The following is a 12,483-nucleotide window of genomic DNA, read 5'->3' on the forward strand; positions in this document are numbered from 1 at the left end:
ACCGCCGTCCGATGAAAAATCCGGGCCAGCCCGGCAGCCCGCTAGTCCGGCAGGGTCCGGGCGGCCCGCAGCCGCTCAAGGGCTCCGGCCAGTACGTCTTCGGCGTCCTGTCCGGAGCGCCGCTCTTTAACGTATTCGAGGTGGCTCTTGTAGCCTTCCGGCGGGAAGTCCTCAAGGGCGAACTGCGCCTCGTCCCGGGTGGCCGTGCCTCCGCAGCGGCGGCAGTCCCACACCCCGGGGATCTGGTCTTCGGGAAGCCGGGCGAACACCAGCGGCGTTTCGTGCCCCTTGGCGCACCGGTACGAGACCTTGATGCGGGGCTGCCGGGCGCCGGCGCCGCCGGGGGGCTCCTGGCGGGGCGATGCCCCTTCCGTGGCTCCGACGCGGAGGCCCTTGAATCCGGAGACAGCATGCAGCATCGGGAACTCCTGGCTACGCGGCGGCGGGAATGGTTAATGCCATCAGCCACAGTGTAGTTCTTCACTTCCCGCTACGGGCAGTGCCCGCGTCGGCGGACATGTTCTGACCCCCGCATCTGCTTCAGCGCCGCACCGGATCTTCGCCGGTGGCATGTCATCCCGCGACGGTATTCCGATCGCCCCGATCGGGGTGACGGATCTTCACCCCGGTGCGAGAATGTCTGCATGCTCACCTTCCTGGCGACCGAACGGCTTCTGCTGCGTCAGTTCACCGCCGACGACGGCGGGCTACTCGTGGAGCTGGACAGCGATCCGCGCGTGATGCGGTACATCACCGGCGGCACCCCCACCTCCCGGGAAGAAATTCAAGGTGACGTACTCCCGGCATTCCTCGACTACTACCGGCGCTTTCCCGGCTACGGGTTCTGGGCCGCGCTCGAAAAGACGACCGGGGAATTTCTCGGCTGGTACCATTTCCGGCCGGGCCCCAACGATCCACACGATCAGCCGGAACTCGGCTACCGGCTGCGTCGCGCGGCGTGGGGAAAGGGGTTCGCGACGGAGGGATCGCGGGCGCTGATCGCCAAGGGGTTCACCGAGTTTGGGGTGCAGCGTGTTGTGGCCTCGACTATGGCAGTCAACACGGCATCCCGAAGGGTGATGGAGAAGTCCGGGATGCGGCTAGTACGGGCCTTCGTCGCCGACTGGCCGGTGTCCATTCCTGGCGATGAGCATGGCGACGTCGAGTACGCGATCACCATGGATGAATGGGCTGACCTTTCCCGCCTCCGGCGCATGGAAGATACGCCTTCAACCCGCCAAAACAAGATCTAGGTCATCCGGCCCAGCGGGACGGTAGATCGGCGGGTCGGTGGATCCAGGCTAGGAGTCGCCGCCGCTGCTGAAGCGCATGATCAGGCCGAGAGCGATGATTACCGCGCCCCAGGTCACGCCGAGGATGACGGTGAAGCGGTTCAGGTTCCGCTCCGCCACGCCGGAGGAGCTCAGCCCGGAGCTCATCCCGCCGCCGAACATATCGGACAGGCCGCCGCCGCGTCCCTTGTGGAGCAGGATGAGCAGGGTCAGCAGGAGGCTGGTGATGCCCAGGAGTACCTGCAGAATGACATGAAGAACGTCCACGACGGCCTTTCAGAAGATTTGGATTGCGGGGGCCCAGCCTGTCTCCGGACTAATCCGTCAGCAGGTGACTCTCGAACCTGACAATATTAGCAAACTCGGCCGCATCCAGGCTGGCACCGCCAACAAGCAACCCGTCCACGTCGCGTTCCTTGAGGATCGAGGCCGCATTGTTGGCCTTCACCGAGCCGCCGTAGAGCAGCCGGGTCTTAGCGGCAATGTCCGCACCGAAGAGGGTTGCGAGCTCGGCACGGATGGCGGCGCACATTTCCTGCGCGTCGCCGGGCCCGGCAACTTCGCCGGTTCCGATCGCCCAGACCGGCTCGTAGGCGACGACGAGTTCGGCAGCCTGCCCGGGGGTGAGGCCTTCGACGCCGGCCCGCACCTGCGCGAGCGTGTGCTCCACATGAGTGCCTGCCTGCCGGACCTCCAGGCCTTCGCCGGCGCACAGCACGGGGGTAATGCCGTGGCGGAACGCGGCCAGGGTCTTGGCGTTGAGAACCGCGTCGGACTCGTGGTGGATGCTGCGGCGTTCGCTGTGGCCGACGAGGACGTACCGGCAGCCGAGCTTAGCCAGGAACTGGCCGGAGATGTCGCCGGTGTAGGCGCCGGAATCGAACTGGGACAGGTCCTGGCCGCCGTAGACGACTTGAAGTTCATCGCCTTGAACGAGCGTCTGGACGCCGCGGAGATCCGTGAACGGCGGGAAAACGGCCACCTCCACCCGGCTGTAGTCGTGCTTGGCGTCGGACAGAGTCCAGGCCAGCTTCTGCAGAAGGGTGATGCCCTGGACATGGTCCATGTTCATCTTCCAGTTGCCTGCGATGAAGGGCGTGCGGTCGAATGTGCCGTTGGTTGACGTGGTCACGTGATCTCCAAAAGGTTCGTAGCAGTGGAACAGCCGGCAGGATGCCCGCCGTAACGGGCGCCCTGCCGGCCGGGGGGTCTAGCGGTCCAACACGCTCAAGCCGGGGAGTTCCTTGCCTTCAAGGTATTCCAGGCTGGCGCCGCCGCCGGTGGAAATGTGGCCGAACGCCTCATCGGCGAAGCCGAGTGTCCGGACCGCGGCAGCGGAGTCGCCGCCGCCCACGACGGTGAACGCGTCAGTTTCGGTCAGCGCCAGGGCGATGGCCCGGGTGCCGGCCGCGAACGCCGCGAACTCGAACACGCCCATGGGGCCGTTCCAGAACACAGTCTTCGCGTCCTTGATCCGTTCCGCGAAGGCTGCTGCCGATTCGGGTCCGATGTCCAGGCCGATTCCCTGGGCGCCGAAGCTGCTGCCCTCGATCGCCTCGGCAGGGACTGTTTCGTGGTCCGCGTCGGCGGCGAACGTGGCGGCCACCACAACGTCTGTGGGGATCACGAACTCGGTGCCGGCGGCCGCGGCGCGCTTGAGGTAGTCCTGCACGACTGGGATCTGGTCGGCTTCCAGCAGGCTGCCGGCCACCTTATGGCCCGCGGCTGCGAGGAAGGTGAACAGCATGCCGCCGCCCACCAGGATCGTGTCCGCCTTGCCGATCAGCCGGTCGATCACGGCGAGTTTGTCCGAGACCTTGGAGCCGCCGAGTACAACAACGTAGGGACGCCGGGTGTCGGTGGTGAGCTTGCGCAGCACCTCCACCTCCGTGCGCACAAGGTCGCCCTGGTAGGACGGCAGCCTGGTGGCGACGTCGTACACGCTGGCGTGTTTGCGGTGCACAGCACCGAAGGCATCGTCCACGAAGGCGCCGTCGGATCCGGTGAGAGCCGCCAGTTCGTCCGCGAACGCGCCGCGTTCGGCGTCGTCCTTACTCGTCTCGCGCGCGTCAAAGCGCACGTTTTCCAGGACCAGCACTTCGCCGTCCTGCAGCGAGCCGGCGAGGGCCCGCGCGGACGCTCCGACGGTGTCCTCCGCGAGGGAGACGGCGAACGGTGCCAGCTCCGCCAGCCGGACCGCGGCGGGCGTCAGTGAGTACTTGGCATCGGGGGCGCCCTTGGGGCGGCCGAGGTGCGCTGCGACCAGCACGCGGGCACCGGCGTCCGTGAGCTTCGCCAGCACTGGGAGGGAGGCCTTGATCCGGCCGTCGTCAGTCACTGAAGAGCCGTCGAGCGGCACGTTCAGGTCACTTCTGACCAGAACGTACCGCCCGCGGACACCATCAGCGATCAGTTCGTTGAGGGTGTGGAATGTCATGGGTCTTACCCTAGCCCAGCTTGGCTGCGACGAGCTCCGTAAGGTCCACGAGGCGGTTGGAGTAGCCCCATTCGTTGTCATACCAGGCAACAACCTTGACCTGGTTGCCGATCACCTTGGTGAGGCCGGAGTCGAAGATGGAGGACGCCGGGTCGCCGACGATGTCCGAGGAGACGATCGGCTCGTCGGTGTAGGTCAGCAGGCCCAGCAGCTCGTCGGACTCGGAGGCAGCCTTGAGGACGGCATTGACTTCCGCGACGGTGGTTTCGCGGGACACGACGACGGTCAGGTCCGTGGCCGAGCCGGTGGGTACCGGGACGCGGATGGCGTAGCCGTCGAGCTTGCCCTTGAGTTCCGGCAGGACCAAGCCGATCGCCTTGGCCGCCCCCGTGGAGGTGGGGACCATGTTGATGGCTGCGGCGCGGGCGCGGCGGAGGTCCTTGTGCGGGCCGTCTTGCAGGTTCTGGTCGGCGGTGTAGGCGTGGATGGTGGTCATCAGGCCGCGCTCGATCCCGAACGCGTCATTGACCACCTTGACCAGCGGGCCGAGGCAGTTGGTGGTGCAGGAAGCGTTCGAGATGATGTGGTGCGCGGCCGGGTCGTAGAGCCCCTGGTTGACGCCCATCACGATCGTGATGTCCTCGTCCGAGGCGGGAGCGGAGATCAGAACCTTCTTGGCGCCGGCGTCGATGTGCTTCTGCGCGTCGGCGGCCTTGGTGAAGAAGCCGGTCGACTCGATCACGATGTCGACGCCGAGCTCGCCCCAGGGGAGCTTTGCCGGATCGCGCTCGGCGAGGACCTTGATGATGTTGCCGTCGACGACGATGTTGCCGTCCTTGACCTCGATGCTCGCCTGCAGGCGCCCGCCGACGGAGTCGTACTTGAGCAGGTGGGCGAGGGCTTCCGGGCTGGTGAGGTCGTTGACTGCCACGATCTCGAGGTCTGCGCCCTGAGCGAGTGCGGCGCGGAAGTAGTTGCGGCCAATACGGCCGAAGCCGTTGATACCAATACGGGTAGTCACTTTTTCAGTCTCCTTGGTGCTCTTGCGAGCACGACTAGTTGAGAAGGCGTTCAAGCCAACTAACAAATCCCGCACGCCATTGGGCAGAGATGATCTACAGATCGGAGGGCGACCAGCCACATTGCTGAAGGCTGACCGCCTTCCGTGATCTATCTTACGTTTAACACGGTCTGCCCCCGCAAGTGCGGGGGCAGACCGTCCACGATTCGGGCCGAACGGCGCGCTGTGTGCGCTTTGTTACAGCCGTGTGAACGCCGCCCTGCAGTGGAACAGCCTTAGAGCGTGATGAGGCCGGTCGCGTTCTTGCGGGCGGCGTCGAAGCGCCCGGCGACGTCGGCCCAGTTCACGATGTTCCAGAACGCCTTGACGTAGTCGGCCTTGACGTTGACGTAGTCCAGGTAGAAGGCGTGCTCCCACATGTCCAGCATCAGCAGCGGGGTGGTGCCCACCGCCACGTTGCCCTGCTGGTCGTACAGCTGTTCGATCACCAGGTTGCCGCCGATCGGCTCGTAGGCCAGGAAGGCCCAGCCGGAGCCCTGCAGGCCCAGGGCCGCCGCGCTGAAGTGGGCGCGGAAGGCGTCAAAGGAGCCGAATGCATCATCGATCGCGGCTGCGAGCTCCCCCTCGGGCTTGTCGCCGCCGTCCGGGGAGAGGTTCTTCCAGAACACAGTGTGGTTGATGTGGCCGCCGGTGTGGAAGGCAAGGTCCTTGGAGAGGCGGTTGATGTTGGCAAAATCGCCCGTCTCGCGCGCCCCGGCCAGCTGCTTCAAGGCGTTGTTGGCCCCGGCCACGTAGGCGGCGTGATGCTTGCTGTGGTGCAGCTCCATAATCCGTGCGGAAATGTGCGGCTCCAGCGCGGCATAGTCATAGCTGAGGTCTGGCAGTACGTACTCGGTCACAAAATCCTCCAATGTCGTGGACTGGTTGTCCGGTTGGTATCTCTCGGATTGTGCATCCGGATGGTGTGGCACCCGGAAATCTCTGGATCGGAATCCAGTGGGCATAGCCTCCGGTCCCCCGGAGGTATTCCCGGCCGCCGGACCCGATTCTGGCCCTGCTGCCAGGGTGCGGCTACTCGTCCAGCATCTCTGGGGTCACATTGGCCTCCGTGCCGGGGATGCCGAGGTCCTGGGCGCGTTTGTCCGCCATGGCGAGCAGCCGGCGGATGCGGCCGGCGATGGCGTCCTTTGTCATCAACGGATCCGAGAGCCGGCCAAGCTCGTCCAGGCTGGCCTGCTTGTGCGCGACCCGGAGTTCGCCGGCGTATTTGAGGTGGTCCGGGACGTCGTCGCCGAGGATCTCCAGCGCGCGGTCCACGCGGGCTCCGGCGGCGACGGCGGCCTGCGCGGAACGGCGCAGGTTGGCGTCGTCGAAGTTGGCCAGCCGGTTGGCGGTGGCGCGGACTTCCTTGCGCATGCGCCGCTCCTCCCAGACCATCAGCGCGTCGTGGGCGCCCATCCTGGTCAGCAGCGCGGCGATGGTGTCGCCGTCGCGGATGACAACGCGGTCCACTCCCCTGACCTCGCGGGCCTTGGCCTGGATGCCGAGGCGGCGTGCGGCGCCAACGAGGGCCAGGGCCGACTCCGGCCCCGGACAGGTGACCTCCATGGCGGAGGACCGGCCCGGCTCGGTAAGCGAGCCGTGGGCGAGGAACGCGCCGCGCCAGACAGCCTCGGCGTCGGCGGCGGATCCGTTGACCACGGCCGAGGGGAGACCGCGGACGGGGCGTCCGCGGGCGTCCAGCAGCCCGGTCTGGCGGGCGAGGGATTCGCCGTCACGCACTACCCGGACCACGTAGCGGCTGCCGCGGCGCAGTCCCCCGCCGGAGACCACGATGATCTCGCTCTGGTGCCCGTAGACCTCGGCGATGGCCGCGCGCAGCCGCCGCGCGGTCGAGGCGAGGTCGACTTCGGCCTCGATCACGATCCGGCCGGAGATGATGTGCAGTCCGCCGGCGAAGCGGAGCATGGCGGACACTTCAGCCTTGCGGACCGAGGACTTCTTGATGTCCAGCCGGGAAAGTTCTTCCTTGACCGATGCTGTCAGTGCCATGGCACCTCTCCTACCTGTTCCCGAAAATGTCGTGGTACGCCGTTGCCAGACGCAGCGGGTCGTGGATCGGCCGGCGGCTCGACGCCCCCACTTTACCCAACACCACCTCGGCACCGAGCATCCCGGCGGCCTGCTCGAACTCGGGGAGGTCCGGCACCGACGCCGGGTCGGCCAGGACGACGTCGACCGTGAAGTCCGGCGCGTACTCCCGCAGCACCCGCAGATGGTCCGCGGCGGACATGCCCAGGGTTTCCTTGGTGTCCGTCGCGAGGTTCATGGTGAGGCAGCGGCGGGCGGCCGTGTTGCAGAGCGCCTCCCGCATTTCCGGCAGCAGCAGGTGCGGCAGCACCGAGGTGTACCAGGATCCGGGGCCGAGGATCACCCAGTCGGCCAGTTCAATCGCGGTGAGCGCCTCGATGCAGGCGGGCGCGTCCGCCGGCAGCAGCCGGACGTGTTCCAGCGAGCCGGCGACGGCGCATTTCGCCTGGCCACTGAGGGTCTGCAGTCTGCTGCCGCCGTCCGGCGCGGTGACGCGGACCTGCCCTTCGATGGTCAGCGGGATGCTGGACATGGGCAGGACCTCGCCGCGTGCCCCCAGCAGGGCACCGGCCCATTTGAGTCCGGCGACGGTGTCGCCGAGCAGTTCCCACAGGGTGACGATCAGCAGGTTGCCCATGGCGTGGTCGTCGAGGGAGCCGCCGCGGCCCTTCCCCGGCTCGAAGCGGTGCTGCATCACGTCGCGCCAGGTGCGGCCCCAGTCGGAGTCATCGCACAGCGCGGACAGCGCCATGCGCAGGTCTCCGGGCGGGAGGACACCGTACTCCTCGCGCAGCCGGCCGGAGGAGCCGCCGTCGTCCGCGACGGTGACGATCGCGGTCAGTTCGGAGGTCAGCAGTCGCAGCGCGGACAGCGAGGCGGAGAGGCCGTGGCCGCCTCCGAGCGCGACGACGGAGGGGCCTTTGTCCTGCTGGCTGGCGAAAGCCGCGCTGGCAGGCGAGACCAGGGGCAGCGGCCCGGTAAGCAGCACCATTATTCCCGGCCCAGGTCCCGGTGCGTGGTGGTCACGGTGACGCGCGGGTACTGCGCGAGCCGGCGGGACAGTTCGACGGCGACGGCCACCGAGCGGTGTTTCCCGCCGGTGCAGCCGACGGCGATGGTCGCATAGTGCTTATTCTCGCGCCGGTAGCCGTCCAGGACCGGTTCGAGGGCCAGGACGTAGCGTTCCACGAAGCTGCTGACGCCCTGTGCCTCAAGCACGTAGTCGCTGACGTCTTTGTCCAGACCGGTATGCGGCCGCAGCGCCGGGACCCAGTGCGGGTTCGGGATGAAGCGGGCGTCCGCGACGAAGTTCGCGTCCACGGGGAGGCCGTATTTGAAGCCGAAGCTCATAACGTTCAGCCGGAGGGCCACGGGCCCGGTCTCGCTGAACAGTTCGGTGATCGCGGTGGCGAGGCCGTGGACGTTCAGCGGCGAGGTGTCCAGGACGATGTCCGCGGAGTTCCGCAGCTCGTGCAGCAGTTCACGCTCGGCGGCAATGCCGTCGAGGATCCGGCCGCCGCCCTGCAGCGGGTGGGGCCGCCGGCCCTGTTCGAAGCGGCGGACCAGGACGTCGTCGTTCGCGTCGAGAAACAGCACCCGGAAGGTGACACCGCTCGCCGCCAGGTTGCGGAGGGCGGCCCGGATGTCGGCGAAGAGGTCCTTGCTGCGGACATCCATCACGACGGCGAGCTTGGAAATGGAACCCGGCGCATGGGACACGAGTTCGGCGAGGGTGCCGAGCATCTGCGGCGGCAGGTTTTCCACAACGTACCAGCCGTGGTCCTCGAGGGCGTCGGACGCAGTACTGCGGCCTGCCCCTGACATGCCGGTCACCACGAGCAGTTCCGCCTCAACGGGTTTGACCGGCGTCATGCCGTCCGTGTCCGGTCCGGATCCTGCCGTCGACTCTGCCATCGGTGAAGCCCCATTCTGCTGTGCGTCTCTGCTGTGTCCTGCTTCTGGCCCTGCCGGGGCGCAGCCGCACGGGTGTCCTGCCCCGCGCAGGCCGCTTCCCACGTCCTAACCCTAGCTAAGTTTGCCGGTGCTAGCTAAGTTTCGAGGATTTCGCCGGTGGTCATGTTGACGGCGGGGACGGCTGCGGCCGCCCCGCCGTCGTCGTCGGTGAAGTGCCGGACCACCGCCGCGGCCAGGGACGGCCCGATCCCCATTGCGCCGGTGAGCTCCTCCACGGAAGCAGCCCTGATGCTCCGGACCGAGCCGAACTGGGCCAGCAGCGCCTTGCGCTTGGACTCGCCGAGGCCCGGCACGCCGTCGAGCGCGGAGACCGTCATCGCCTTGCCGCGCGTTTGCCGGTGGAAGGAGATGGCGAAGCGGTGGGCCTCGTCCCGGATGCGCTGCAGCAGGTAGAGCCCGGCCGAGGCGCGGGGCAGGATCACCGGGAAGCCGCTGTCCGGCAACCAGACCTCCTCGAGCCGTTTGGCGAGCCCCACGACGTAGACGTCCTCGATGCCGAGCTCGGCGAGGGCCCGGGCCGCAGCGTTCACCTGGGGCTGGCCGCCGTCGACCACCACGAGGTTCGGCGGGTAGGCAAACCTGGTCCGCGGCGCCGGCGTCGTAGTATCTGCAACCGCAACCGCCACGGCCGCGCTGACCCTGGCCTCCTGGGACGCTTGATGCCCCGGCGTCCGGGCGGCGTCCGCCTGCCCGGCTTTTTCCTGGAGGTAGTTGCGGAATCGCCGCGTCAGCACGTCATGCATCGCGGCGGTGTCGTCGTTCGCGGCGGCGCCGGTGACGGAGAACTTCCGGTACTCGGACTTTTTCGGCAGACCGTCCTCGACCACCACCATGGACCCCACCACGTTGGTGCCCTGGATGTGCGAGATATCAAAGCATTCGATCCGCAGCAGCGCCACCGGCAGCTCCAGCGCCTCCTGCAGTTCCTGGAGCGCCTGCGACCGCATGGTCAAGTCACCCGCGCGCCGCGACTTGTGGAGCATGAGGGCGTGTTCGGCGTTGTCCCGGACGGTGGACAGAAGAGCGGCCTTGTCCCCGCGCTGCGGGACGCGGACGTCCACGCGGGCCCCGCGCAGGCCGCTGAGCCATTCGGCGAGCTCCACGGCGTTGCTGGGGTCCGTGGGAACCAGGACCTCGCGGGGCAGCCGGCCCTGCAGCCCGGCTTCCTCCCCATACACCTGCTGGAGCAGGTGCTCCACGAGGTCCGGGGTGGTGGAGTCCTCGACCTTTTCCACCACCCAGCCGCGCTGGCCGCGGATCCGGCCGCCGCGGACGTGGAAGACCTGGACGGCGGCCTCAAGCTCGTCCTCGTGCAGGGCGAAGACGTCCGCGTCGGTGCCCTCGGCGAGGACAACGGCGTTGCGCTCGAAGACCTTCTTGAGCGCCACGATGTCGTCCCGGATGCGGCCGGCACGCTCGTAGTCGAGTTCCGCGACGGCGGCGGCCATGTCCCTTTCCAGCCTCGTGACGAAGGGCTTGGCCTCGCCGCCCATGAACGTGCAGAAGTCCTCGGCCAGGGCGCGGTGGTCCGCCGCCGAGATCCGGCCGACGCACGGGGCAGCGCACTTGTCGATGTAGCCGAGCAGGCAGGGCCGGCCGCTGGCCTCGGCGCGTTTCAGGACGCCGGCGCTGCAGCTGCGGACCGGGAAGACCCGCAGCAGGGTGTCCATGGTGTCCCGGATGGCGCCGGCGGTGTAGGGGCCGAAGTACCGGGTGCCCTTGCGGCGCTCCCCGCGCAGGACCTGGACCCGGGGGTACTTCTCGCCCATGGTGACAGCGAGGTAGGGGTAGCTTTTGTCGTCCCGGAACATCACATTGAATCGGGGCTTGAACTCTTTGATCCACGTGTATTCGAGCTGCAGGGACTCCAGTTCACTCCCGACGACGGTCCATTCGACGCTGCTCGCCGTGTGGACCATCGCATAGGTTTTGGGCAGCAGCCCGGCGGGGTTGGCGAAGTAGGAATTCAGCCGGGATCGGAGACTCTTGGCCTTGCCCACATAGATGACGCGCCCGTGCGGGTCGCGGAAGCGGTAGACGCCCGGATTGGTCGGAATCTCACCCGTCTGGGGTCGGTAACTCGCTGGATCTGCCACAATCCAAGTCTACTGAGCCGGCTGCGGTCTCTCTTACACTGCTGACCCGGGCAGGGCCGTCCCGGGCGGGCCGTCCCGGGCGGGGCCGCGGCGGGCGCCCGCTGCGGGACGGCCGTGCTTACCCGTCCGGGCTATTCGGCCGTTTTGCTCTGGTTGTAGCTCGAGGACCGCTCCTGGCCGCTCAACCCGGCGATCGCATCCATGATTCGGTCGGTGACCTGGCGGCGGGCCGGGAGCGAATGGTCCGGGCCGGTCTTGTCAAAGTACAGCGGTTCGCCAACCTTCATGGTGAAGTGCTGCGGTTTGACCGATTTGCTGTCCGCCGGCTGGAGGTTCTCGGTGCCGATCAGGCCCACCGGGATCACCGGGGCCCCGGTGGTCAGGGCCAGCCAGCCGACGCCGGTGCGGCCGCGGTACAGGATCCCGTCGCGGGAACGGGTGCCCTCGGGATAGATACCGATGCCCTTGCCGGCGTCCAGTATCTCCAGCAGGGTCTTCAGCGCCTGGACGCTGGCCGCCTGCTCGCCGCGCTCGACCGGGATGGAGCCGACCGCCTCGAAGAAGGACTTCATGACCCGGCCTTTGACACCGCCGGTGGTGAAATACTCCGCTTTCGCGAAGAACGCTACCGGGCGGGGCATGAGGGCCTGGACGATCACGCTGTCCAGGAAGGAGAGGTGGTTCGGCGCCACGATGAACGGGCCCTCTTTGGGCACGTTTTCGAGTCCGATGACCGTGGGGCGGCAGGTCGAGGCGACAAGCCCCCGCGTGGTCCAGCGGATCGCGTCAAACATTGCCATTGATGGGCACCTCGTTCAGGGTCTGCAGGGCATCGGTGTCCAGGGCAACAGCCAGGATGGAGTCCCGCCTGACAATGGTCTCGTGGATTGCGGCGGTGTCAGGAACGACCGCCACAGCGCCGGCCCCGCGGAGTTCGCCGTCGGCCGCAAAGCCCCAGCCTACCCCGATGCAGTCAAGGCCGTTGGCGGCGGCGCCGGCGACGTCCTGGGCACGGTCCCCCACCATGACGGCATGTTCTGTGTGCGGACCGGACACCGCTTTCAAGTCGGCCAGTGCGGCGGCAACAATGCCGGCCTTGCCTGAAGTCCCGGCCGCTGCTGCCTCGTCGGCGGCCGAGCCGCGGATGGAGTGGAAGAGACCGGCGATGCCGTGGTGGTCCAGCACGGTGCGGGCGAGGCCCTCGGGCTTCTGGGTGGCGACGGCGATGGGACGGCCAGCCGCTACGAAGGCTTCCAGCAGGGACAGGATGCCCGGGTAGAGCCGGCTCTGCGCGATGCCGGTGGAGCGGTAATGCGCCCGGTAGATCCGGATGGCGTCGTCCAGTAGGGCCGCCGGAACCCCGGCGGTCTCCGTCAGGGCATGACTGAGTTTCGGGCCGATCATCGTATCCATCAGGGCTTTGTCCGGCACGCTGAGCCCGAGCTCAGTGAGGGCCGCCGCGATTCCGTCCGCAATGCCCTGCGCCGGATCGACAAGAGTGCCGTCCAGGTCAAAGATCACGGGCACAGTTGAAGGGTTCACCGGCCTAGTTTCTCATGTGTGAACGTAAGC

General features: G+C 67.6%; 13 protein-coding genes. 1 reads left to right on the forward strand and 12 read right to left on the reverse strand.

Annotated features, from left to right (window positions below; genetic code table 11):
- Positions 1–41: 41 nt before the first annotated feature.
- Positions 42–419: an RNA polymerase-binding protein RbpA gene (locus AC50X6_RS10590; RefSeq protein WP_494966175.1), complete on the reverse strand. Its 378-nt coding sequence runs from the start codon at positions 417–419 to the stop codon at positions 42–44.
- Positions 420–644: 225 nt separating this feature from the next.
- On the opposite strand from AC50X6_RS10590, the gene AC50X6_RS10595 reads away from it, so the two are divergent.
- On the forward strand, positions 645–1,253 hold the full coding sequence (locus AC50X6_RS10595) for a GNAT family N-acetyltransferase (protein ID WP_494966176.1): 609 nt from the start codon (positions 645–647) through the stop codon (positions 1,251–1,253).
- 48 nt (positions 1,254–1,301) lie between these two features.
- On the opposite strand, the gene secG is transcribed toward AC50X6_RS10595, so the two are convergent.
- The 11 genes from secG to AC50X6_RS10650 form a co-directional block, all read right to left on the reverse strand.
- On the reverse strand, positions 1,302–1,559 hold the full coding sequence (gene secG, locus AC50X6_RS10600; RefSeq protein WP_494966177.1) for a preprotein translocase subunit SecG: 258 nt from the start codon (positions 1,557–1,559) through the stop codon (positions 1,302–1,304).
- Positions 1,560–1,608: 49 nt separating this feature from the next.
- Complete coding sequence (gene tpiA / locus AC50X6_RS10605) at positions 1,609–2,424, reverse strand: triose-phosphate isomerase (protein ID WP_326967341.1); 816 nt, start codon at positions 2,422–2,424, stop codon at positions 1,609–1,611.
- A gap of 78 nt (positions 2,425–2,502) precedes the next feature.
- The gene (locus AC50X6_RS10610; RefSeq protein WP_494966178.1) at positions 2,503–3,729 is read right to left on the reverse strand and encodes a phosphoglycerate kinase; all 1,227 of its coding nucleotides are present in this window, start codon (positions 3,727–3,729) and stop codon (positions 2,503–2,505) included.
- Between the two features lie 10 nt (positions 3,730–3,739).
- Positions 3,740–4,750, reverse strand: coding sequence for a type I glyceraldehyde-3-phosphate dehydrogenase (gene gap, locus AC50X6_RS10615; protein WP_494966179.1), 1,011 nt, complete (start codon positions 4,748–4,750; stop codon positions 3,740–3,742).
- A gap of 275 nt (positions 4,751–5,025) precedes the next feature.
- Complete coding sequence (locus tag AC50X6_RS10620; RefSeq protein WP_326967344.1) at positions 5,026–5,649, reverse strand: superoxide dismutase; 624 nt, start codon at positions 5,647–5,649, stop codon at positions 5,026–5,028.
- A 172-nt stretch (positions 5,650–5,821) separates the two neighbouring features.
- On the reverse strand, positions 5,822–6,802 hold the full coding sequence (gene whiA, locus AC50X6_RS10625; RefSeq protein WP_326967345.1) for a DNA-binding protein WhiA: 981 nt from the start codon (positions 6,800–6,802) through the stop codon (positions 5,822–5,824).
- Positions 6,803–6,812: 10 nt separating this feature from the next.
- Positions 6,813–7,832: a gluconeogenesis factor YvcK family protein gene (locus AC50X6_RS10630; protein WP_494966180.1), complete on the reverse strand. Its 1,020-nt coding sequence runs from the start codon at positions 7,830–7,832 to the stop codon at positions 6,813–6,815.
- Positions 7,832–8,755: an RNase adapter RapZ gene (gene rapZ, locus AC50X6_RS10635; RefSeq protein WP_494966181.1), complete on the reverse strand. Its 924-nt coding sequence runs from the start codon at positions 8,753–8,755 to the stop codon at positions 7,832–7,834. Before rapZ ends, AC50X6_RS10630 begins: the two co-directional genes overlap by 1 nt.
- Positions 8,756–8,889: 134 nt before the next feature.
- Positions 8,890–10,911 (reverse strand): excinuclease ABC subunit UvrC, encoded by a 2,022-nt coding sequence (gene uvrC, locus AC50X6_RS10640; RefSeq protein WP_494966182.1) that lies wholly within the window; start codon positions 10,909–10,911, stop codon positions 8,890–8,892.
- Between the two features lie 131 nt (positions 10,912–11,042).
- Positions 11,043–11,711: a lysophospholipid acyltransferase family protein gene (locus AC50X6_RS10645; protein WP_326968802.1), complete on the reverse strand. Its 669-nt coding sequence runs from the start codon at positions 11,709–11,711 to the stop codon at positions 11,043–11,045.
- The gene (locus AC50X6_RS10650; protein ID WP_494966183.1) at positions 11,698–12,453 is read right to left on the reverse strand and encodes an HAD hydrolase-like protein; all 756 of its coding nucleotides are present in this window, start codon (positions 12,451–12,453) and stop codon (positions 11,698–11,700) included. The genes AC50X6_RS10645 and AC50X6_RS10650 overlap by 14 nt, the downstream gene beginning before the upstream one ends.
- Between the last annotated feature and the right edge of the window lie 30 nt (positions 12,454–12,483).

Source organism: Pseudarthrobacter sp. HLT1-7 (assembly GCF_059383435.1).